Consider the following 21,878-nt stretch of genomic DNA (forward strand, 5'->3'; position numbering starts at 1 on the left):
GGAAGGCTAAGATGACACACGTCACTGAACCTGTTGTAAATAGCGCACCGAAGCCGATGACCCCGCTACAGGAATTCTGGCACTATTTTAAACGTAACAAAGGGGCGGTTGTTGGCATGGTGTATGTCGTGCTGATGCTGATTATCGCCATTGGCGCCAATGTGTTGGCTCCGCATGCGCCCGCTGAGCAGTTCCGTGATGCGCTGCTGCGTCCGCCGGTCTGGCAAGAGGGCGGAAGCTGGCAGTTTATTCTGGGAACGGACGACGTCGGGCGTGATGTCCTGTCCCGTCTGATGTACGGCGCGCGTCTGTCGCTGCTAGTTGGCTGTCTGGTCGTCGCACTGTCGCTGGTGCTGGGGGTGATCTTCGGCCTGCTGGCCGGATATTACGGCGGCGTGGTCGATGCGCTCATCATGCGTATCGTCGATATCATGCTGGCACTGCCGAGCCTGCTGCTGGCGCTGGTGCTGGTGGCCGTCTTCGGACCTTCGATTGTGAATGCCTCGCTGGCGCTGACCTTCGTGGCATTGCCGCACTATGTCCGTTTGACCCGCGCGGCGGTGCTGGTGGAAGTTAATCGCGATTACGTCACGGCTTCACGCGTGGCGGGAGCCAGTTCGGTGCGTCAGATGTTCGTCAACATTCTGCCTAACTGTCTGGCACCGTTGATTGTGCAGGCTTCTCTCGGTTTTTCTAATGCCATTCTCGATATGGCTGCTTTGGGTTTCCTCGGTATGGGCGCACAGCCGCCAACGCCAGAGTGGGGCACCATGCTGTCGGACGTTTTGCAGTTTGCGCAAAGCGCCTGGTGGGTGGTGACGTTCCCCGGTCTGGCAATCTTACTGACGGTATTGGCGTTTAACCTGATGGGGGACGGTTTGCGTGACGCTCTCGACCCCAAACTCAAGCAGTAGTAGAGGTAGAGAGATGGCGTTGCTCAATGTAGATAAACTGTCGGTTCACTTTGGTGATGAGGATCTGCCGTTTCGTGCGGTCGATCGTATCAGCTACCAGGTTGAACAAGGTCAGGTCGTCGGTATCGTCGGGGAATCCGGCTCCGGTAAGTCCGTCAGCTCGCTGGCGATTATGGGGCTGATTGATTACCCCGGCAAAGTGATGGCCGACAAGCTGGAATTTAACCAGCGTGATTTAACAAAAATTTCTGAGAAAGAACGGCGTAATCTGGTGGGTTCTGAAGTCGCGATGATTTTCCAGGACCCGATGACCAGCCTGAACCCGTGTTACACCGTGGGCTACCAGATCATGGAAGCTATCAAGGTGCATCAGGGCGGTAATCGCAAAACCCGCCGTCAGCGTGCGATTGACCTGCTGACGCTGGTTGGGATTCCCGATCCGGGTTCGCGTCTTGACGTGTATCCGCACCAGCTTTCCGGCGGGATGAGTCAGCGCGTGATGATCGCGATGGCGATTGCCTGTCGGCCGAAGTTGCTGATTGCCGATGAACCGACCACGGCGCTCGATGTAACCATTCAGGCGCAGATCATCGAACTGCTGCTCGAATTGCAGCAGCGAGAAAACATGGCGCTGATCCTGATTACGCACGATTTGGCGCTGGTGGCTGAAGCGGCACACCACATCATCGTGATGTATGCCGGGCAGGTCGTGGAATCAGGCAAGGCGGCGGATATTTTCAGCGCGCCCCGTCATCCGTATACCCAGGCATTGCTGCGTGCGCTACCGGAGTTTGCGGCGGATAAATCCCGACTGGCATCGTTGCCGGGCGTGGTACCGGGTAAATATGACCGCCCGAACGGCTGTCTGTTAAACCCGCGTTGCCCCTATGCGCAAGACCGCTGCCGTCAGGAAGAACCTGTTCTGCGCGATATTCCTGGTCGTCAGGTGAAATGTCATACACCGCTGGATGATGCGGGGAGGCCAACCCTATGAGTGAACTGAACGCACCATCGCAGCCGTATTTGCTGCATGCGATTGATTTGAAAAAACACTATCCGGTGAAAAAGGGCTTTTTTGCGCCAGAGCGGATGGTGAAAGCGCTGGACGGCGTTTCCTTTACGCTGGAACGCGGTAAAACGCTGGCGGTGGTCGGAGAGTCCGGTTGTGGAAAATCCACGCTGGGTCGCCTGCTGACGATGATCGAAACCCCGTCTGATGGCGAGCTGTACTATCAGGGACAGGATCTGCTGAAGCACGATCCTGAAGCACAGAAGCTGCGTCGGCAGAAGATCCAGATCGTTTTCCAGAATCCGTACGGATCGCTTAACCCGCGTAAGAAAGTCGGCCAGATCCTGGAGGAACCACTCCAGATCAACACGGAACTGTCAAAAGCTGAACGTCGTGAAAAAGCGTTGGCGATGATGGCAAAAGTGGGGCTGAAAACGGAGCATTACGACCGTTATCCGCATATGTTCTCTGGCGGTCAGCGTCAACGTATCGCTATCGCCCGTGGATTGATGCTGGATCCTGACGTGGTGATTGCTGATGAACCCGTTTCAGCGCTGGACGTGTCGGTTCGTGCGCAGGTGCTGAACCTGATGATGGATTTGCAGCAGGACTTGGGGCTGTCTTACGTCTTCATCTCGCACGATCTGTCCGTGGTCGAACATATCGCTGATGAAGTGATGGTGATGTATTTGGGCCGCTGTGTGGAGAAGGGCAGTAAAGATGCCATTTTCAACAACCCGCGCCACCCGTATACGCAGGCGTTACTTTCCGCGACGCCGCGCCTGAACCCGGATTTACGCCGCGAACGCATCAAGCTGACGGGTGAACTGCCCAGCCCGCTGAACCCACCGCCGGGCTGCGCGTTCAACGCTCGCTGCCAGCGCTGCTTCAGTACCTGTACACAGTTCCAACCGCAGTTGAAAACCTACGGCGAACAGCAGGTCGCTTGCTTCGCCGTCGATCAAGACGAACAGGGCACCGCTGTAGCCTAGTTTGCCTTCGATGCCCCCACGCCGCTTTGCCAGAGCGTGGGGCGTTGATTGTGTGCTTATTCCATTGGTATTCGGCGCATAAGCATACAAATTTTCCCCGTCTACCAGCCCAATCGGATCCTGAGTGGTGAAGCGTCCGACGATGGGGTCATAGTAGCGTAACGGCTGGGATTCCACCGGTTTGCCGTTGCGGAACCCTTCGCTGTCCTGCGTCTGCCCGTTGACGGCGCCGAAGCTGCTGTAGTCTCCGCTCCAGCGGACCGAGCCGTTCTTAATTCATAGCGATATAATCGTATATTTTAAATATATCATATAGAGTATATAAGATTATATAGAGTAGTTTCTTCCCTATCAGGTAAATTCAAATATTCACCAAGCCCCATGTTAATGAAAAAACCTTCATTAACTGCAATCCCCCTGAATGCTATAGACGATATTATTGAAGAGAAAATAGTATCATCGCCAACGTATTTTTTAAGTGACATTATTTTTCTTTTATTGTTTTTTAATATGTAGTAAGAATAATTCATCAATATAGAGTTTGAAATAAATAAATTTTCACTTGATTGATATTTATTAAAGCAATCAATTAACGAATCAAATATTATTTTTTTTGATTTTTTATAACTTAATAAAAAAAACTCAGGATTAATAAGATCTTTGTTAATATCATTAATAGGTATTTCTTTTATTTTGTGTTTTTTGGAAAATAATAACTCAATGACGGAAAGTTGAAATAATTTTATATTTTCAATGATATCCGTTTTTTTAATTCTATCATAAAATTCAATAATATATTCATAAAAATCAATATCACCTAAATTTTCTGATTTCATAAATAATTTGTTATCATGAACATAAAACTTATCGTATACATCATCACCAATACCAAGCTCAAAGCATAAAAATTTAAAAAAATAATTTATATCTGTCTCATTTTTTGTTTTTTTCTTTAGAAAAATCAATTGAAAAACATAGAAAATAATATGAATATCTTTGTTTATTCGTTGTCTGTTATCTATTTGAAATAAATACCCAAATCTGGAAAGCATTATTTTCATAGCATAACAATCGTTTTCACTAAAGCCTAGGCTATGTATTATCTTATCCACTTTACCTTTTGGGAAAATATCATACCATCTTGTCAAAGGATACAGTCTGCCATTTACTCCTTTAACAGAAATTAAATGAAGATCTCTTTCATCCTCTTTGTAAGAATAGGGGAGGAAATCTTTTCTGTAACATCTTGGATTGATGAAGTTTTCAAGCTTATAAAAAAAAACATCAATAATGTTCATGTGACTTTCTTTCCGCACGATTTCCATTTTCCGTCCTTACCCTTTTTCTCAATCCTAAAGGATTTTATCGAATTATTAAATTTATCAATCACATTTCGCCCAATACCTCTAGCTTTGGGCTCATTCTGCTTAGAAAGCACACCATTTTTTAATCCTGTTTCTTTATAATTTACAGCAGAAATATCTTGATGCTTATTAAGCATATCGACGCCATTTTTATCCACTGTCATTACAGCTCTATATTTCTCATTACCCGGATTGAATCCAGGTTTACTGTCATGGTTGACCCAAACAGCCTTATCTCCACGATTATTAGGAACTAGTCCCCCTAGGCCATTACGTTCAGCAACGGAAGATATTGCCTCATCTTTCCCCATGTAACGAATAACTTCGTCTGGAGTCAACCCCAGCTGATCAATCCACCCCAACGGATTAGGCGCATACTGATAAAGATTTATCCCCCGCCAGCCCTATCGGGTCAAGGTGATGAAATTTACTCGATCACGGATCATACTGATGGTTTGGTTCATACATAAATAATACTACTGGATCGTAGTTCATATATCACAACCAGAACTTGATAAATTCGTTTATCTACACAATTCTTATCTTCCTATTAATATAATGTGTATAAATCATACTATTATTTCTCGCCAACCACCTGTATCAGCTTCTTTAATCTTTCTATTTCATCAAGTAATCTAGGTATATCCTGTTTTGCATGAGCTATGAAATCTTGATCTTCTATCGTAGCGCCAATAAGCTCAAGATCTTCACCTCTATTCTCTCCCTCTCCTGTCATAATAAAATTAGAACCACTAGTATGATCCCTCCCTTCAACATAAGAAATCCATGGTCCCGGTGTCGTTTTAACACAACGCTCTTTTATCAAATTTAATTCTTCATCCAAAATTTTATCGTACTGCATTAGCAACTTCCCCCACCTTTCAATTTTGGCTTCGCTGACGGATTTTTTTGAGTTGGCGTCATTAAATCCTGTGCCTGATCTGCTGTAATGCCAGATAAGGTGGCATGATTGGGATTATTTCTCGTAGGAGACGAAACAACATCTCCTCCTTTAGCCCGAATATCCCCAACTGTTGTAACTCCTACTTTATTATGAGGTATGCCTTCTGTTAGTTGGTCTAATGTCTTACCCGCTGCACTATTAACCGAAACACCATCCAACTTACCACCGCCATCTACAATAACACCACTACCATTCTTAAACGAATCGGCAAGACATGCACCACCTCGGCAAACTATAGCTTCATCCGGTAATACTTTAGGAGATAGCCCCAGCGGATCAACCCACCCCAGCGGATTCGGTGCATACTGATAAAGATTCAGCCCGCCCGCCAGCCCAATCGGGTCCTGCGTGGTGAAGCGTCCGACGGTGGGATCATAGTAGCGGAACAGGTTGTAGTGCAAACCGGTTTCGTCATCGGCGTATTGTCCGGCGTAGCGTAACGGCTGGGATTCCACCGGTTTGCCGTTGCGGAACCCTTCGCTGTCCTGCGTCTGCCCGTTGAGGGCCCCGAAGCTGCCGTAGTCTCCGCTCCAGCGGACCGCGCCATCCGCATCGGTCATTTCCAGCGGTGCGCCGTTCAGGTCCGTGTTGAACCAGCGGATATCGCCTTCGTTATCACCCGGGCGCTGGGTGATACGCGCTAACGGCGACCACCAGACGTTCGGGTCATAAATATAACTTTCTGTTCGGTCAGCGTGTTTGGCCTGCAACAATCGGAAGCCTTCCCACAGGAAACGTGTTTCTTCCTGCTTTCCGTCTTCGCCCCAAATAACGGTTTTACGAGTGCGTCTGCCCAGTGCGTCATAGTTATAGCAGGCGACAAACTCGCCCTGCGGACCCCGGCCCCGTGCTTCCAGCAGTCGATTATCAGCATCGTACTTGTAAAATTGCTCTGTTTCGCCGTCACGCCGCCGCGTCAGGTTGCCTTGACTGTCATACTGATTCCACAGGTTACGCCAGTTCAGCAGGCGGTTGTCCGGCAGCGGAAGCGTGGCTGAACGTGAGTGGCCCGCATCCTATATATTGTCCGCCGCATCGTAGCCGTAGGCCCGGTGATGCACCTGCCAGTGCACGTCACCTCGCAGGCCGTCCCTGGCGGAAGCTAGTTCGCCGGAAGCCGTGTAGCGTAACGCCCGCGAGAGAAGTTGCTGCTAGCTGACTCTCGGCTTTATGCTTTATTTTTAATATATAGATAATTGAGGATTACAATATCCTTCAACAAAGTCCATTAATTCTAAAACAACGTCTTCATTTGAAACTAGCCTAAGTTCATTAAGATATAAGAGCATTTCATTTTTAGACACACCTCTAACCTTGAAAGAAACAAGCAACTCTCTTAATTTCATAAGATTAGAGCCAAAGACTATTTCACTCGATAATATATCAATAAACTCTTCTTTTATTGGCATAATTTCCACTTCCCTTTTGTCGAGGCTAATGCTCTTTGATATTCATCCATACTCATCGTACGGCTGGGTTGGATCGTTCCGTGAGTACGCGAATCAGGGACATGTTTTAAATCCTTACCTAAATCAGATGTATCAAGTTCCCATACCGGATCTTTTCCTGTTCCACCGAATTCTGGCGGCTTCCGATGGTTAGGTAAACCATCAGTATTTGGGGAAACTGATACGCCCCCACTATTCGGATGAACATTTCCGTTAGGGTCAACCTTAATATCTGTTCCAGGTCTAGCACCTAATTCTCTTGCAGAAGGACCAACTTTAGGCGAGCCATTATCATTAGTCATTCCTCTTACTATTTTCTCCAACCCCAGCGGATCAACCCAAGATAACGGGTTCGGCGCATACTGATAGAGGTTAATCCCACCCGCCAGCCCAATCGGGTCTTACGTGGTGAATCGGCCTACAGTGGGATCATAGTAGCGGAACAGGTTGTAGTGCTATCGCTTTGATACACTACTTTTCTGAACCCTATTTTTTAATATCCTATAATAAATATATTCAGAGAATAGCACGGTTACATAAAAACCATACGCACTTCTATTCCCATATTAATTAAAATTTCTTTAATTTAAAAATCTTCCCAAAGTTCCATTCTATTTTTATCTTTTTCTTTCTTTTCGAATATTAAGTTAGAGCCAATAACTTCAATCCAATATTTTGCATTTTCTAATACAAAGTGTCTATAATTATTGGTATCGTATTTTCTCCAACCTTCATCGTTAGTTTTTCTTTCTTTAAGCACATCGTTTAGCCATGATGAATCATTTACTTCATAGTAATAACATTTGAAGTTATTTTCAAAATCAATTGGATAAGTTTCTGATTTTGTAAATCGAATATGTTTTACAGCTAATATGTTTTCCACATTAAAGCAACCTAAAAAATCGGCATCCTTAATTTCTCCATCAAGCATTGATTGATAATCCCAACATTTGAAGTAATAAAAAAGCTCATCTCTTATAAACTCTGTTATGCAAAACGATTGAGGATCTTGCCACACCATATCTATTGGCTTAACAACAATATTATTTTTCATTTTATCACCTACAAGATGGTAATTTATTGGTTCCATTATTAGGTAAACCGTTTCTTTTTAGCCTTGAATTAAACTCTCTTAATTCGTCAATATCCTTGACTACCTCGACAGGGATACTACCAACCTTAGCATTTCTAGCTATATATAGCCTGCTATTCCCATCCCTAACGACGTATTGTCCCTTCACATTAACAACTCGAATCGGTTTCATATTATCCATAACAGGATTGCTACCATCAGGAAGATTAGCTTCTTTAACAACCTTAGCGTACTTATCAATATTAATTTTTTGCTTAGACAGTCCAAGTTGATCAGCAACTTCTTTCGGGATATCAAAATTCTTATTAACAGATGTTTGTGAGAAGTTGATATCCTTTGGATCTAGCATTAACGAACTTAATCCCAACGGATCCACCCACCCCAACGGATTAGGTGCATACTGATAAAGGTTAATTCCACCCGCCAGTCCAATCGGATCTTGCGTAGTAAACCTGCCTACAGTGGGATCATAGTAGCGGAACAGGTTGTAGTGCAAACCGGTTTCTTCATCCGCGTATTGTCCGGCGTAGCGTAACGGCTGGGATTCCACCGGTTTACCGTTGCGGAACCCTTCGCTGTCCTGCGTCTGCCCGTTGAGGGCCCCGAAGCTGCCGTAGTCTCCGCTCCAGCGGACCGCGCCATCCGCATCGGTCATCTCCAGCGGTGCGCCGTTCAGGTCCGTGTTGAACCAGCGGATATCGCCTTCGTTATCACCTGGGCGCTGGGTGATACGCGCTAACGGTGACCACCAGACGTTCGGGTCATAAATATAGCTTTCTGTTCGGTCAGCGTGTCTGGCCTGCAACAATCGGAAGCCTTCCCACAGGAAACGTGTTTCTTCCTGCTTTCCGTCTTCGCCCCAAATAACGGTTTTACGAGTGCGTCTACCCAGGGCGTCATAGTTATAGCAGGCGACAAACTCGCCCTGCAGACCTCGGCCTCGTGCTTCCAGCAGTCGATTATCAGCATCGTACTTGTAAAATTGCTCTGTTTCGCCGTCACGCCGCCGCGTCAGGTTGCCTTGACTGTCATACTGATTCCACAGGTTACGCCAGTTCAGCAGGCGGTTGTCCGGCAGCGGAAGCGGGGCTGAACGTGAATGGCCCGCATCCTGTATATTGTCCGCCGCATCGTAGCCGTAGGCCCGGTGATGCACCTGCCAGTGCACGTCAATGCGCTTCAGCAGACGGCCTTCTGCATCGTAATCGTACTGCACGTCCCCGCGCAGACTGTCATTGACCGAGGCCAGTTCACCGGATGCGGTGTAGCTTAGGGCCCGCGATAATATTTGCTGCTCCGGCTCTGCGACATCCCAAAGCCCGCTGCGTTGTGAAGTCAGGCGGCCTAAACGGTCATAGTCCCGTCGCTGTTCGCGCCGTCCCTGAGTGCGGGTGATTTCCCGGTGCAAGCGGTCACGGGTAAACTCGCTGATGACCTGATGATTGAATTTTACTGCGCTGACATGCCCGGAACCGTAGCGCAGCCAGTGCAACGCGTCGCCATCCGGCAGAGACAGGGTACTCACATTCCCCAGTACGTCCCGCGTATAGCAAATGTCTCCCTCACTGCCGTACTCTCCCGACAGATAGCCTGCGGCATCATAGGTCAATCTGACCTCATCGGCGATGAGTCCCAGCGCGAGGCCTTCCTCGGTAGGCTCGCGTTTTAGCGCAACCAGCCGCCCTCTGTCACTGTGCTGGTAGTGAAACTCGGCGTGTGCATGTGCTCGACGCACCAGTTGCCCAGCCGCATCATGCTGATAAATGTGCGTGATGGCTGCATCATTCGCCGCATTTCCGCGTTGTGCTCGCTGACACAGATGGCCTGCGTCGTCGTAGCAGAAGGTTAGCTCGACGCCATCTACGCGCCGTTCTTTAACCAGTCGGCCGACGGCATCATAGCCAAATTGGTATTCCGCGCCGTTGCCATTCTCTAACCGCAACAACAGCCCGCGCGTGTCATAGTGCCAGCGTTTTGTCCGGCGGAGGCGGTCTGTCACACTGACGGGCTGGCCCAATACGTTATACTGCCAGCGTACTTCGCTGTTCTGGGCATCACGCCATGTCTGTAACTGACCTCGGGTATTCCAGCGTAGCGTTTCCCGGCGACCATCCGGGTAGATAACGCCAGTCAGTTGCCCGCAGGCATCCCATTCCCGGCGGGTAGTGTGGCCTTCTGCATCGACAGAAGCCAGCAGTTGTCCGTAATGGTCATACTCAAAGGTGCTGCATTGCCCCGAACAGTCAGTACGTGCCGTCAGCAGCCCCTGGTGATTCCAGGCGAGTGTCACGGTGCCGCCCAGAGCGTCGATCACGCTGTCCGGTAAACGCTCCTGTGTATTGGGATAATGATAACGTGTTGAATTCCCCAGTGCATCGACCTCCTCAACCAACCGGTTGAAGTCGTCATACTGCATTCGCTCCTGGCTACCGTCGGCATACGTCACCAGCGCAACGTTATCCGTCAGTCGATACCACTGGTAGTGTGTTTCCCGACCTAGCGGGTCAATTTCACTGAGTAAACGACCATAGCTGTCCCATATGGTCTTGCGACTTGCTCCGCCGGGAAGGATGACTTCACACAGCTCGCCGTCGGTATAATTCAGGTTGGTTTCGCGACCGTCGTAATCGATAAAGCGAACGACGTGGTCATCACCGTCAAGCGCCCACTGTGCAACGAGGCCATCCTCCCGGCGGGCGGTTCTCCGCTGGCCAGCAAAGTCGTACTCCAGCGTGAGTTGTTCACCCGCGCTATTCCGGTATGCCACCACGCGAGGTAAATCGGCAATCTCCTGCCACTGATATTCGCTGAGCAGACCGTTGGCATCTTCATGGCTGGCCATCAGCCCGTCATCCTGCCAGGTAAAACGACGACGCACGCTACCGCCCCGCCCGGTGACGGTGACAAGCTGCTTTTGCGTATTGTAGGTATAGTGCACGAGACAGGTCGATTCATCCAGCCAGACGCTTTCCAGCCGCCCATCAAGATATCGACATGTGATGTGCCGCCCGGCGCTGTCCGTCAGTGCGTTAAGCGTGTCGTCATCGTTCCAGAAAAGGAGCATGTCATTGCCACATGACTCGGCAACGCGTGCCAGCACCGCTTTTCCCTGCGAAGACAGCGCAGTGTAATACCACACTTCACCGTCTGGCCCATAAACCGACCAGCTCTCATCCTGATGGTGCTCCAGCCAGCGTTTTTCCGCCGGGCAGTAGGTGCGCTGGCCGATGGGAACGAAAGGGAAGGAAATCAGATCGCCTGACGGCGCGCGCCAAACCAGACCGTCCTGATAGCGCGTTAGCGTCGTTTCCCAGAACAGGCTCCATCCTTTTCCCAGTACGCTATCGCTGGGGTTACCGCTACGCCAGTAGCGTTGCCAATAAACGGATAAGCGAGAGGGAAGGATAAAATCCAGCTCATCTTCATCTGACAGAAATTTTTGGCCGCTCACGATGTCTATCGGACGGGCGATAATGCCCCCAGCCGCGACACCGGTCATGAGCACACCAAAGCGGCATGCAATGCGTTGGATCTTATTGATACCGGGGAGTTTTTGTAAAAGCTGACCCAGTTTTCCGAGCTTGCTCGCTGCGCCGCCGACGCCACCAATCAGTCCGGCGAAAAGCAGCGTTAAATCAGAAACTTTATAGAGCCACTCAGGAACTTCCGGTTTGATGGGTAATGTGGATTTGGCTTTCCCACCGATGAAAACATTGGAAGAACCTTCCGTGATAGTGGCGCTACAGTTCACTTTATCGCCAAGGCGGGATGCGGGCTGGTTGTTGATGTATACCGTTTCCGAGCCCTGCGCCACCTGCATGGAAGGCCCATCTTTGCTACAGCTGGCCACACTCAGGGTGGCGAGGGCGGCCTTCATACCGTTGATGAACACATTGCGTGAGCCTGTATCAATGGTTCCGGCTTTTGACATGCTGCTGGCACCCGCCTCGGCAATGCCATCACGCGCTTTTTCTGCCAGCACGCCAGTCGCCCAACCCACAGCAAAACTGAGGCCAATCAACAGCACGCCAACGCCCAGGCAAGAGGAGGCGAGACCCGCCACAAATAAGGCACCGGCAGCAATGCCACCGACTGCGGCAATCAACCCACCGACAATGGTGCCCGCAATCATGCCTGCTAACGCACCTGAATGTCCGATCCCATCGCCAACGCGTGCGGCTTCAAACATAACAATATTCCTTATCGTTATTGGTTAAACGTAAAGCTCCCGAGCAGGGCGTTGAATCGAGATTCATCGGCAGCAGAAGGCGCGGCGGTTTTCGATAGGGTGAAAACCAGAATCTGTACGCTATCTAATGCGAATACCGCCTGCTGCTGCCAAATGCGTTGACCATCACGTATATAACTCGCCTGGAGGCTTTCACCTTCCAGGATGTTATTGCCTAACCAAATTGCTTCACGGGCCTGTGTTTTCCAGCCTTTAAAATGCTGGGTCATCAGATCCAACTGTCTATCGATGTAGCCGCTCAATACTTCTCCGTCGTTCAGTACATCGCGTGAAACCGTAAAAGCAGGTTCGCCTTCCTGGCTGGGCGTAAATGCATTCACAGTGCGATCGCGGTAGCTGTCGGGCAACGTGATACGGCCTTCGGTGAAGATGCAGTGGGAAGAAGATGTCGTCGTCACGATAAAATGTCTCGAGTAATGGTGTGGTTGTAAGCCCTAAGCCACCACACCTGTAGCATGGTGACTCATTCTCTGATTATTTATTTAAATCAATACGTTCACTGCCAACCACGTTGACCTTCACGCCCTTGATGTCGATATTGCCATTCTGATAAATGGTCAGCGATCCTGCTCCCGTCGTCAGTTCGATATTGCCGCCGGTCGAGGTGATGGTGATATTTCCCGTTACCGTCAGCTTCTCGTTCATCGTGATCTCGGTTTCTCGGCCTGCCCCGATGATGACTTTCTGGGCACCCTGAATCTCCGTTCCCTGATTCTCGACGACGTTAAGAATTTGATGGCGGCCTATGACACTGATCTGATCTCGTCCGACGTTCTCTGCATGGTCGACGCCTACACCCGTACTGCGGTTATTCAGTACTACGGTGTTCATGTCTTTCTGAGCATGGATAAACACTTCTTCCTGACCAGCCTGATCCTCAAAGCGCAGCTCGTTGAACCCAGCGCCTTTGTGGGTTGTGGTGCGCAGCGTGGTGCGTGTTTTGTTGGCGGGCAGCGGGTAGGGCGATGGATTAGTGGCATGGAAGGTTCTGCCCGTCACGATGGGCTGATCCGGGTCGCCTTCGAGGAAACTCACAATGACTTCATGGCCGATGCGCGGAATAGCGATCAGGCCGTACTGACCACCGGCCCAGCCCTGGCTGACGCGAACCCAGCAGGAGCTCTGGTCATCGCTCGCGCCGTAGCGGTCCCATGGGAATTGCAGTTTCACCCGGCCGTACTGGTCGCAGTAAATCTCTTCACCCGCCGGGCCGACAACGGTGGCGATTTGTGGGCCGTCTACCATCGGTTTGTACGGCAGATCGGCGCGCCAGGTGGTGCTGGCTTTCACGACCTCGAAGCTGTTGCTGTAGGTGGTCGGTTCGCCGCCGCTTTCCTCTTCCAGCGCCTGCGGCTGCTGCCCGCTGTGGGTAATGGCAACCAGTTGCCAGGCGATATTGAGTGCCAGATTGGGGTGTTCAGTTAAGGTAAAACTGCTGCCCGGCATCAGTTCGGCGGCATTGGATTCGCCCGAGCCGGTCATCGCCCCTGCTCGCAGCGCGTCCAGCCGATAGCCAGTAAAGGCTTTGCCGCTCGGATCTTGTTTAAAACGACCGGGGTAGTCGAAGTGTTGATAGCTTTCGCGCTGGTGCTCCAACTCACCACTCATCTTGTTGTGCAGCAATCCGTAGGCGGGGGTTTTGAAGCTGTAATCCTTCAGCGCCACCTCGGCAGTTCGCACCGCCTCGGCATAGCGGAAACGGCGTACATATGCCCCTTCGCTCAGCCCCTGTGTGGCAAGGTTGAAAAACAGCTCAGGGCCTTTGGCCAGCGCGCCGGCATCGTCGGCAAAAACCAGCCGATGTTTGCCTTCTTCAAATTCATGGAAGAAGTACAGACCTTCCTCTGCGGCCAGCCGGGTAATAAAGGCTAAATCGCTTTCCCGATACTGCACGCAGTATTCCCGCACCGCGTGCTCGTTACGCAGCGCAAAGGCGTAGTCGGTGATGCCGGATTCTTCGAGCAGCGCGCCAATAATGGCTTCCGGTTTCTGTGCCTGAAAAATACGGGCGTTAGTGCGTAGCCCTAAACGCCACAGCGCCGGACGGACTTCCGCCTGATAGCGCGTGTGGCGAAAGCCGGTGTCGCCCTGCGCGAACGCGCTGACAATGCCGCTCACGCGTCTTTGGAGTTCGCCTTCGTACCACACCAGGAGTTCACAGGGCTGGTCGAGAACAGCACCAAAATCGATCCCCGGTAAGGGGCTGGCCAGATTCAGCGACAGGGCAAACGGCTGGTTAAGCGCCTCGCTGAGCTGAAAATCCACCACGGCAAAGGTCGATGCAGGTAATGCGCCGACCTTAACGGTGAACTGTAATCCTGTACTGTTTGCCATCCGTCCTCCTGATGCTGTCATCCACACTCAGGCATGGCGTGGGCCATGGCTCAATGCAGAAAACCCGGGCAAGCCCGGGTTAAATAGGAATTACGCTTCGACCGGCGCACGCCAGTCATCGGAACCAGAGGTTCCTGCAACGGTGTGTTCCCAATCGATTTTGCGGTAGGCCAGCGATACTTCGATCAGCTGGGTGTAGTCCAGCTTCGCCGGATCCTGGCAGTGTGGCATCTGGCAGTTAACGTCAACGATGGTGGCATCGGTCAGCACGGTAGAGAAAAAGTGCTCTTGCTTACCTTCAACCGACGTGCGGTACCATTTCAGGGTCACGGTCGGCAGCATTTCGCCGGAAGCCAGGGCGTTGTACATCAGTGGAACCGCTTTGTTCAGCGCGACGGTGAATTTGAACGGTTTGTGTACACGTTGGCCGGACGGCTGACCAGACTGTGGGTCGGTCGGTACGGTGACGATGTGTTTGAATTCCTGAACCAGCATTTCGTCTTCGTGGCCTTCCACATAGATGTTGCCGACAGAATCAGAAGTGAAAGCACCCGCGGTGATGTTGCCCTGCGTTTTACCTTCGATGCTGATATAGCATGGAGTTGGCATAGTCTTGCTCCTTGTTGTTAAACGGAATGAGTTGTTGAACGGGGTTAGTACTTCGCCGTTCACATAGCAATTCACATGCCAAATTTCATCTATTTGTTTTATAAGGAAATTTACCTAATTCAAATTTTTACTAAGCAAAATTTGAGCAAGAAGTTGCGCAGACTTCCTGAATCGTTTGCAGACATTGCGCAAAAAGTGATTTAAACCAGAAAGTGAGCAAGAAATTGCGCAGAATGTGCAGTTATGCTGAAAGTTTTGGTTAGGGCTATGAGATGGCCGTCTTTTTGGAATGAATTAGCTATTGATTGGGTGATAATCAATGTTATTGCCGATTAAAAATGCAGAAAATAATTCAATCAGCTAATCGTTAGTCATCTGATGTTGTGGGTGGTAAGAACGGGATGACAGAAACGGGAGAGTAAATAACAAAGAGGAGAATGTCTGACCTTGGCATGCTGCAAGTGGTCGGTAAAAATAGTGGGGCGGTGCGTTGCCCCAACCATATTTCGTTCAATGACGCATCTATTCTTGCGGTGAGTTAGCCTTCCTGCATCGCCTTTTCCACTTCTTCAGCCAGAATCGCAATACCGCGTTCGATTTTTTCCGGCTCTGGCACATAGTTCATGCGCATGCACTGGTGAGCGTGCGGCCAGTCCTGATCTAAGCCAGGGAAGAAATAGTGACCCGGCACCATGAGGACGCCGCGTTTTTTCAGGCGTTGGTACAGAATTTCTGTCGTGATAGGCAGATCCTTGAACCACAGCCACAGGAAGATCGCACCTTCCGGCTTATGAATCAGGCACTGCTCGGGTGACAGGTAGCGGCGAATAATTGCGATGGTTTCCGTTACGCGCTGTTGGTAGAACGGGCGTACGACGTCATTAGATAAGCGCAGCAGATCGCCACGCTGAATCATCTCGTGCGCCAGCGCTGGGCCGATTGCGCCGGGAGACAAGCTAATGATGCCGTTCATGTTACCGATTGCTGAAATCACCTTTTCATCCGCAATCACGATACCGCAGCGTGAGCCGGGCAGACCGAGCTTGGACAGGCTCATGCACAGGATGATATTCGGGTTCCACAGCGGTGTGGCATCGCTGAAGATGATGCCAGGGAAAGGCACGCCGTAGGCGTTATCAATCAGCAGGGGAATGTTGTGCTGCTGCGCCAGAATATCCAGACGCATCAGCTCGTCGTCGGTCAGCACGTTACCGGTTGGATTGGTCGGGCGGGATACGCACACCAGCCCGATCTCATCGGTAATCGACAGGTGATCGAAATCGACGTGATATTTGAATTGCCCTTCGGGCAGCAGTTCGATCTGCGGACGAACAGAGACGAACATATTGTCGTCCAGCCCGGAATCCGAATAGCCGATATATTCCGGCGCGAGCGGGAACAGCACCTTTTTCAGGCTGCCATCGCTGTGGCGACCAGCAAACAGGTTAAATAAGTAGAAAAACGCACTCTGGCTGCCATTTGTCAGCGCAATATTCTGTGGTCCAATCTGCCAGCCTAATTCATTACTCAGCAGCTCGGCCAGCGCCTTAAGCAGCGTATCCTTACCTTGCGGGCCGTCGTAGTTGCAGAGTGCTTCCGTTAATTTCCCTTGTTCCAGCATATCCTGACACAGCTGTTTGAAGTAGCTGTCCATCTCCGGAATATGCGCCGGATTGCCGCCGCCCAGCATGATTGCGCCTGGCGTACGCAGCCCTTCGTTCAGGTCGTCCATTAATTGGGTGATGCCAGCGTGGCGCGTGAATTTCTTGCCGAAAAGAGAAAAGTTCATAGTTTATTTATCAGTGGTCTTACACAGGTTACCGGCAACCATAGCGCTTGCGCCAATAGGGTGCAATGTGGTCAAAAAACAGACTGGTAATTTTTTATCCCGCGTAGTGTTTAATATTCAGAATAACTTGCTGACTCTAACCTGAGCGTGGAAATGATTTCAGACAGTCGGTTTTATTTTGCTGAAACGGTTTCAGCTTTTACCGATCGATGTCTCAATAATTCTGCAATTATAGATGTCATTCATGGTGAATTAGTGATGCTAATCGGATAAATAACGCGACAATGCCGAATTTTTCCATCTGGTGATAGCTATCACATTCTGACCATCCGCTGATTTGTAGTCTTTAGCTCGCATTAGCTAAAACAATTCAGCAGAGAGGGATGGTTAACATGAAAAAATTACTGGCTATAGGCATTACACTGGCGCTGACATCATGGCAACTATCGGCGCAGACGTTTGTGCTGACAGATGCTGAAAGCAGTGTGGAGAAGGGAAACTGGCAAATTGGCAGTGATGCCCTGAAGATAAAAAATCAGCATTTCAGCATTGAGCAAAAAGTCCTGCACGGCGGACGTCAGGAAGGCAGTAAAGTGATCACAATTACCAGTCAGGACGGCCTGAAAATTGCCCTCAGCCCGACGCGAGGGATGAACTTGCTGCATGTGACGGGAAAAAACATCCGTTTGGGGTGGGATTCGCCGGTTGATGAGGTCGTCAACCCGAATACCATCAATCTGGAAAGCCGTAACGGACTGGGCTGGCTGGAAGGTTTCAATGAGATGATGGTGCGCTGCGGCTTCGAATGGACGGGGCACCCGGTTGTCAGCGAGGGCATGATCTATACCCTGCACGGCCGCGCGGGCAACACGCCAGCTTCAAAAGTGGTGGTGGAAGTCAGCGATACAGCACCGCACACCATTACGGTGCGAGGCCTGCTGAAGGAAAACAGCTTCAAGAAGTCGAATCTGGAAACCTGGACCGAGCTGCGCTACGTCCCCGGTAGCGAGTCGTTTACCGTGCACGATGTGTTGACCAACAAAGCCGACTACGCGCGCGACTATCAGATTATCTATCACAGCAATTTCGGTACGCCGATTCTGGAAGAAGGCGCGCGTTTCATTGCGCCGGTAAAAGACATTTCTCCGTTTAATGACCATGCCAAAGCAGGTCTGGCAACCTGGCAAACCTACAAAGGGCCGACAAAAGACTTCGATGAAATGGTGTTCAACATCACGCCATATACGGATGCACAGGGTAAAACGCTGGCGGCGCTGGTGAACAAGGCGGGAGATAAGGGCGTGTCGATTGCCTTTGACACCCATCAACTGCCGCTGCTGACGCTGTGGAAAAACACGGATACGGAAAAACAGGGCTACGTCACGGGAATCGAGCCCGGTACTAACTACGCCTATCCGGTTACGATTGAACGCGAACAAGGGCGGGTCAAAAAGTTACAGCCCGGCCAGAGCACGACATTTGAGCTGACATACAGCCTGTTGAGTAGCGCCGATGCGGTACAGAAAACGGAGCAGAAAGTGAAAGCCATTCAGGGTGACAACAAAACCACGCTGACGGAAAAACCCATCGCCATCGAGTAACGCTATCTATGCCGGCCACAGAATCTGGTGGTCGGCCATCTCACGTCATGGTTACGCTGAGTCATTGTCACGTAACGCCATAATTATCTTTTCTTATCCGTTTTTTCATTTTACGCGTACCTTGAAGAAGGTATTTGTTACGTATTTGATCAGGGGATGAGGATGTCGTTGAAAGATGCGCTGCTTGCGCTTTGTGTTGTCGTGCTATGGGGCGTGAACTTCGTGGTGATCAAGGTTGGGCTGAACGACATGCCGCCTTTCTTACTGGCAGGGCTACGTTTTTCGCTGGTGGCGCTCCCGGCAATTTTCTTTGTTCCTTTCCCACGTATTCCCCTGAAATGGCTGCTCGCCTATGGCATGACAATCAGCTTTGGCCAGTTTGGCTTTCTGTTTCTCGCCATCAAGCTGGGCATGCCTGCGGGGATTGCCTCGCTGGTGTTACAGGCGCAGGCCTTTTTTACACTGCTGGTTGGCGCGGTTTTGCTGTCGGAAAAGCTACGTTGGAATCACGTTGTCGGCATTCTGGTGGCGGCGCTAGGGATGGTGGTGCTGGCAGAAGGTCGTACAGCGCTGCAAATGTCGTCCGGAATGACCACCACCACGCTGCTACTGACGCTTGCGGCGGCGCTGTCATGGGCGGTGGGCAACATTACCAATAAAGTGATCATGAGCCAAAACAGCGACGTGCGCATCATGTCACTGGTGGTGTGGGGGGCGCTGGTGCCTGTCGTGCCGTTTTTCATCAGCTCCTGGCTGTTTGAAGGTCGGGACGCGATTGTCCATAGTTTAACGACCATCCAACTGCCGACGATATTATCTCTGGTTTATCTGGCATTTGCGGCAACCATCATCGGCTACGGGATTTGGGGAAGCCTGCTGGCGCGCTATGAAACCTGGCGTGTGGCACCCCTGTCGCTGCTGGTGCCGGTGGTTGGGTTGGTTAGCGCCGCCGCGTTCCTCGGCGAATCTCTTTCACTATTGCAGGTTGTGGGCGCAGTACTGATTATGGTCGGCCTGCTGGTGAATGTGTTTGGCGCGCGGTTACGTTCATGGCTACCCGTGCGGCAGTCGTAAACCCTATGTCTCGTTATGGGGCGTATTTATCGTGCAGCGTCGCAAAGATAAGCGGCTATTTTCGCAATTTTTCATGCCTTTCCTACGCTTCTTACTGTTGCTGGTGAATCCGTTAAGCCGTGTCTGTTTATTGGCGTGGACTTTGCAAGTTAGCCAGGCAAGAGGGTAGGAAATAAAAGCAGTGAGTGAAATCAACGGGATAAAGGGGTCTGCATGAGAATAAAAAACACAACATCGGGAAAATGGTTGTTGTCACTGAGCGTGACGGCGCTGCTAGTGAGTGGAACCGTGCAGGCGGCGTCTGCCCCTGCGGTGGAAGCGAAAAACGGTATGGTGGTTAGTTCACAGTATCTGGCTTCGCAGATTGGCGTCGATATCCTGAAAATGGGCGGCAATGCGATTGATGCCGCCGTGGCCGTAGGTTACGCGCAGGCGGTGGTAAACCCCTGCTGTGGCAATATCGGCGGCGGTGGATTTATGACGCTGCACCTGGCCGATGGGAAAGACACCTTTATCAACTTCCGTGAAACGGCACCTGCGGCAGCCAGCGCCAACATGTATCTGAACGCTGATGGGAGCGTGAAAAAAGACGCGAGCCTGTACGGCTATCTGGCCGCTGGCGTACCGGGAACGGTGCTGGGGCTGGATACCGCGCTGCAAAAATACGGCAAATTGACGCGTGAACAGGTGATGGCACCGGCGATTAAACTGGCGCGTGAAGGCTTTGAACTTACGCGAGCGGATACCGATATTCTGGACACCACCGTCAAGCGCTTCAAAGCCGATCCTGAGGCGGCGCGTATTTTCCTGCGCCCTGACGGCAGCGCGTTGCAGCCCGGCGATAAGCTGGTGCAAACCGATCTGGCGAATACGCTGGCGGCGATTGCCGCTAAAGGGCCGGATGCTTTCTACAAGGGCATGATCCCACAGGCGGTGGAGAAGGCGGCAAAGCAGGGCGGCGGCATTCTAACGGCGGCTGATTTTGCCGATTACCGTATTACCGAAACGGCACCGGTAACCTGTAACTATCGTGGATATCAGTTTGTCTCTTCGCCACCACCTAGCTCCGGTGGCGTCACGATGTGTGAAATTCTCAATATTGTCGAAGGTTACGACATTAAATCGACGGGCTTCAATTCGGCAGCCACCGTGCATGTGCTGACGGAAGCGATGCGCCATGCGTACATGGATCGCAACACGTATCTTGGCGATCCGGCGTTTGTGAGCAACCCCGTCGAGCGCTTGTTGAGTAAGGACTACGCCGCTGAAATTCGCAAACAAATCGAACCGGAGAACGCGACGCCGTCCAAAAACGTGCAGCCGGGGATTGGCCCGCACGAGCGACCGGAAACCACGCACTACTCTATCGTAGATAATCAGGGCAATGCGGTGTCCACCACGTATACCGTGAATGGGCGTTTTGGTTCGGTGGTGATCGCGCCGGGTACGGGCTTCTTCCTCAATAACGAAATGGATGATTTTACCGTGAAGGTTGGCGAGAAAAACCTGTACGGATTGGTGCAAGGAGAACGTAATTCAATCGCCCCCGGTAAGCGCCCACTTTCGTCCATGAGCCCGTCGCTGGTGACGAAAGACGGCAAAGTCTTCATGGTGCTCGGTTCACCCGGCGGTTCGCGTATTATCACCATCACGCTGCAAACGGCGCTGAATATTATCGACCACGGCATGGCGCCGCAGGAAGCGGTGGATGCACCGCGCATCCATCATCAGTGGCTGCCGGATGAGGTGTATTACGAACAGCGCGGGCTGTCTGCCGATACGCTGAACCTGCTGAAGCAGCGCGGCTACAAGATGGTGGAACAAACGCCTTGGGGGGCAGCGGAGCTGATTCTGGTCGGCTTACCGGGTGCGGCGGGCGTGACGCCTGCGGATTCGGGCAATGACTCGGCGGTATCTGGCAAAGTGCGCGAAGGCTACCTGTACGGCGCAAATGATATCCGCCGCCCGGCCGGGGCAGCGATAGGGTATTGATTTGAATGCACGTCAGGAGAAGCGGTTTACTTCCCCCTACCTATGGATTATTTTTAACTATTAACAACATCCATGAATTAAACATCATGGATGTTGTCTTAATTACTCTTAATCTCTTATTTTGGACCTTCCCACAGGAGCTTCGACTTCATTTCCTGTGGAACCATTTCAAAAAGAGATGATATAAGTTCTTTTTGACCGCTATAAGCTATTGAAATATCATCGCTACAGTTTTCAATATAATATCTTGCCTGATTGTTTAGAAAGTAAATATCGTGATCTTCAAAATCTGGCGTCAAGATCGTGTAAGCTAAATTATGGACAAGTTCCGCTTCATAGTAGCATGATAAATCAGATGATTTTTTATGTTGTTGCATGTTCCTGATATAAGGAATAGAAAGTAACAACATTTTTATATATATTTCGTTCTTTTTTAATTTGTTCAT

Annotated in this window: 17 protein-coding genes and 4 pseudogenes; 6 read left to right on the forward strand and 15 right to left on the reverse strand. The window is 50.7% G+C overall.

Going from position 1 to position 21,878, the window contains the following annotated elements:
- The first annotated feature begins 11 nt into the window (after nucleotides 1-11).
- The 3 genes from dppC to dppF are packed head-to-tail and all read left to right on the forward strand — an operon-like array spanning nucleotide 12 to nucleotide 2,915.
- Nucleotides 12-914: a dipeptide ABC transporter permease DppC gene (gene dppC / locus MYB54_RS00260; RefSeq protein ID WP_248721365.1), complete on the forward strand. Its 903-nt coding sequence runs from the start codon at nucleotides 12-14 to the stop codon at nucleotides 912-914.
- 13 nt (nucleotides 915-927) lie between these two features.
- Entirely contained in the window at nucleotides 928-1,908 is a 981-nt protein-coding gene (gene dppD, locus MYB54_RS00265) for a dipeptide ABC transporter ATP-binding protein (RefSeq protein WP_014917083.1), read from the forward strand.
- A complete protein-coding gene (gene dppF / locus MYB54_RS00270; RefSeq protein ID WP_010281080.1) occupies nucleotides 1,905-2,915 on the forward strand; it encodes a dipeptide ABC transporter ATP-binding subunit DppF in 1,011 nt (336 codons plus the stop codon). The genes dppD and dppF overlap by 4 nt, the downstream gene beginning before the upstream one ends.
- A 60-nt stretch (nucleotides 2,916-2,975) precedes the next feature.
- Here the strand turns inward: dppF and MYB54_RS21985 are convergent.
- The 14 genes and pseudogenes from MYB54_RS21985 to MYB54_RS00335 all read right to left on the reverse strand — a co-directional run.
- Nucleotides 2,976-3,185: pseudogene (locus MYB54_RS21985) on the reverse strand (RHS repeat-associated core domain-containing protein); the annotation flags it as partial.
- Nucleotides 3,186-3,223: 38 nt separating this feature from the next.
- Nucleotides 3,224-4,213, reverse strand: a complete 990-nt coding sequence (locus MYB54_RS00275) for a hypothetical protein (RefSeq protein ID WP_248721366.1) — start codon at nucleotides 4,211-4,213, stop codon at nucleotides 3,224-3,226.
- Nucleotides 4,210-4,590 (reverse strand): hypothetical protein, encoded by a 381-nt coding sequence (locus MYB54_RS00280; protein WP_043901932.1) that lies wholly within the window; start codon nucleotides 4,588-4,590, stop codon nucleotides 4,210-4,212. Before MYB54_RS00280 ends, MYB54_RS00275 begins: the two co-directional genes overlap by 4 nt.
- Nucleotides 4,591-4,610: 20 nt before the next feature.
- Nucleotides 4,611-4,708: pseudogene (locus MYB54_RS21990) on the reverse strand (RHS repeat-associated core domain-containing protein); the annotation flags it as partial.
- 148 nt (nucleotides 4,709-4,856) lie between these two features.
- Nucleotides 4,857-5,141 (reverse strand): hypothetical protein, encoded by a 285-nt coding sequence (locus MYB54_RS00285; protein ID WP_014917082.1) that lies wholly within the window; start codon nucleotides 5,139-5,141, stop codon nucleotides 4,857-4,859.
- Between the two features lie 335 nt (nucleotides 5,142-5,476).
- Nucleotides 5,477-6,370, reverse strand: a pseudogene (locus MYB54_RS00290) (RHS repeat-associated core domain-containing protein); the annotation flags it as partial.
- A 54-nt stretch (nucleotides 6,371-6,424) separates the two neighbouring features.
- On the reverse strand, nucleotides 6,425-6,652 hold the full coding sequence (locus MYB54_RS00295) for a hypothetical protein (protein WP_014917080.1): 228 nt from the start codon (nucleotides 6,650-6,652) through the stop codon (nucleotides 6,425-6,427).
- Nucleotides 6,643-7,146 (reverse strand): annotated as a pseudogene (locus tag MYB54_RS00300) (RHS repeat-associated core domain-containing protein); the annotation flags it as partial. The gene MYB54_RS00295 and the pseudogene MYB54_RS00300, both read right to left, overlap by 10 nt.
- A gap of 131 nt (nucleotides 7,147-7,277) precedes the next feature.
- Nucleotides 7,278-7,745, reverse strand: a complete 468-nt coding sequence (locus MYB54_RS00310; protein WP_014917078.1) for a hypothetical protein — start codon at nucleotides 7,743-7,745, stop codon at nucleotides 7,278-7,280.
- A 4-nt stretch (nucleotides 7,746-7,749) separates the two neighbouring features.
- Nucleotides 7,750-11,973: an RHS repeat-associated core domain-containing protein gene (locus tag MYB54_RS00315; RefSeq protein WP_014917077.1), complete on the reverse strand. Its 4,224-nt coding sequence runs from the start codon at nucleotides 11,971-11,973 to the stop codon at nucleotides 7,750-7,752.
- A 17-nt stretch (nucleotides 11,974-11,990) separates the two neighbouring features.
- Nucleotides 11,991-12,431, reverse strand: coding sequence for a DcrB-related protein (locus tag MYB54_RS00320; RefSeq protein ID WP_014917076.1), 441 nt, complete (start codon nucleotides 12,429-12,431; stop codon nucleotides 11,991-11,993).
- Nucleotides 12,432-12,507: 76 nt separating this feature from the next.
- Entirely contained in the window at nucleotides 12,508-14,367 is a 1,860-nt protein-coding gene (locus tag MYB54_RS00325; protein WP_248721367.1) for a type VI secretion system Vgr family protein, read from the reverse strand.
- A gap of 90 nt (nucleotides 14,368-14,457) precedes the next feature.
- Nucleotides 14,458-14,976 (reverse strand): Hcp family type VI secretion system effector, encoded by a 519-nt coding sequence (locus MYB54_RS00330; protein ID WP_012822145.1) that lies wholly within the window; start codon nucleotides 14,974-14,976, stop codon nucleotides 14,458-14,460.
- Nucleotides 14,977-15,514: 538 nt separating this feature from the next.
- A complete protein-coding gene (locus MYB54_RS00335) occupies nucleotides 15,515-16,765 on the reverse strand; it encodes a valine--pyruvate transaminase (protein ID WP_014917074.1) in 1,251 nt (416 codons plus the stop codon).
- Nucleotides 16,766-17,157: 392 nt separating this feature from the next.
- Here MYB54_RS00335 and MYB54_RS00340 point away from each other — a divergent pair, with 392 nt between their 5' ends.
- The 3 genes from MYB54_RS00340 (at nucleotide 17,158) to ggt (ending at nucleotide 21,432) form a co-directional block, all read left to right on the forward strand.
- Nucleotides 17,158-18,366, forward strand: a complete 1,209-nt coding sequence (locus MYB54_RS00340) for an aldose 1-epimerase family protein (RefSeq protein WP_014917073.1) — start codon at nucleotides 17,158-17,160, stop codon at nucleotides 18,364-18,366.
- Between the two features lie 162 nt (nucleotides 18,367-18,528).
- Nucleotides 18,529-19,440, forward strand: coding sequence for an O-acetylserine/cysteine exporter (locus tag MYB54_RS00345; protein WP_014917072.1), 912 nt, complete (start codon nucleotides 18,529-18,531; stop codon nucleotides 19,438-19,440).
- A 213-nt stretch (nucleotides 19,441-19,653) separates the two neighbouring features.
- Nucleotides 19,654-21,432, forward strand: coding sequence for a gamma-glutamyltransferase (gene ggt, locus MYB54_RS00350; protein ID WP_039502435.1), 1,779 nt, complete (start codon nucleotides 19,654-19,656; stop codon nucleotides 21,430-21,432).
- Between the two features lie 116 nt (nucleotides 21,433-21,548).
- Here the strand turns inward: ggt and MYB54_RS00355 are convergent, their stop codons facing one another.
- Complete coding sequence (locus MYB54_RS00355; RefSeq protein ID WP_103157840.1) at nucleotides 21,549-21,878, reverse strand: zinc ABC transporter substrate-binding protein; 330 nt, start codon at nucleotides 21,876-21,878, stop codon at nucleotides 21,549-21,551.

This window comes from Pectobacterium nicotianae (assembly GCF_023272715.1).
Lineage (GTDB): Bacteria > Pseudomonadota > Gammaproteobacteria > Enterobacterales > Enterobacteriaceae > Pectobacterium > Pectobacterium brasiliense.

Bases quoted from the DNA above. Each gene is read 5' to 3' on its own strand.
- MYB54_RS00330 (WP_012822145.1), bottom strand. From the start codon at position 14,976: ATGCCAACTCCATGCTATATCAGCATCGAAGGTAAAACGCAGGGCAAC.
- MYB54_RS00275 (WP_248721366.1), bottom strand. From the start codon at position 4,213: ATGAACATTATTGATGTTTTTTTTTATAAGCTTGAAAACTTCATCAAT.
- MYB54_RS00325 (WP_248721367.1), bottom strand. From the start codon at position 14,367: ATGGCAAACAGTACAGGATTACAGTTCACCGTTAAGGTCGGCGCATTA.
- dppC (WP_248721365.1), top strand. From the start codon at position 12: ATGACACACGTCACTGAACCTGTTGTAAATAGCGCACCGAAGCCGATG.
- MYB54_RS00280 (WP_043901932.1), bottom strand. From the start codon at position 4,590: ATGGGGAAAGATGAGGCAATATCTTCCGTTGCTGAACGTAATGGCCTA.
- MYB54_RS00285 (WP_014917082.1), bottom strand. From the start codon at position 5,141: ATGCAGTACGATAAAATTTTGGATGAAGAATTAAATTTGATAAAAGAG.
- dppD (WP_014917083.1), top strand. From the start codon at position 928: ATGGCGTTGCTCAATGTAGATAAACTGTCGGTTCACTTTGGTGATGAG.
- ggt (WP_039502435.1), top strand. From the start codon at position 19,654: ATGAGAATAAAAAACACAACATCGGGAAAATGGTTGTTGTCACTGAGC.
- MYB54_RS00295 (WP_014917080.1), bottom strand. From the start codon at position 6,652: ATGCCAATAAAAGAAGAGTTTATTGATATATTATCGAGTGAAATAGTC.
- MYB54_RS00335 (WP_014917074.1), bottom strand. From the start codon at position 16,765: ATGAACTTTTCTCTTTTCGGCAAGAAATTCACGCGCCACGCTGGCATC.
- MYB54_RS00355 (WP_103157840.1), bottom strand. From the start codon at position 21,878: ATGAACAAATTAAAAAAGAACGAAATATATATAAAAATGTTGTTACTT.
- MYB54_RS00345 (WP_014917072.1), top strand. From the start codon at position 18,529: ATGTCGTTGAAAGATGCGCTGCTTGCGCTTTGTGTTGTCGTGCTATGG.
- MYB54_RS00340 (WP_014917073.1), top strand. From the start codon at position 17,158: ATGAAAAAATTACTGGCTATAGGCATTACACTGGCGCTGACATCATGG.
- MYB54_RS00315 (WP_014917077.1), bottom strand. From the start codon at position 11,973: ATGTTTGAAGCCGCACGCGTTGGCGATGGGATCGGACATTCAGGTGCG.
- dppF (WP_010281080.1), top strand. From the start codon at position 1,905: ATGAGTGAACTGAACGCACCATCGCAGCCGTATTTGCTGCATGCGATT.
- MYB54_RS00310 (WP_014917078.1), bottom strand. From the start codon at position 7,745: ATGAAAAATAATATTGTTGTTAAGCCAATAGATATGGTGTGGCAAGAT.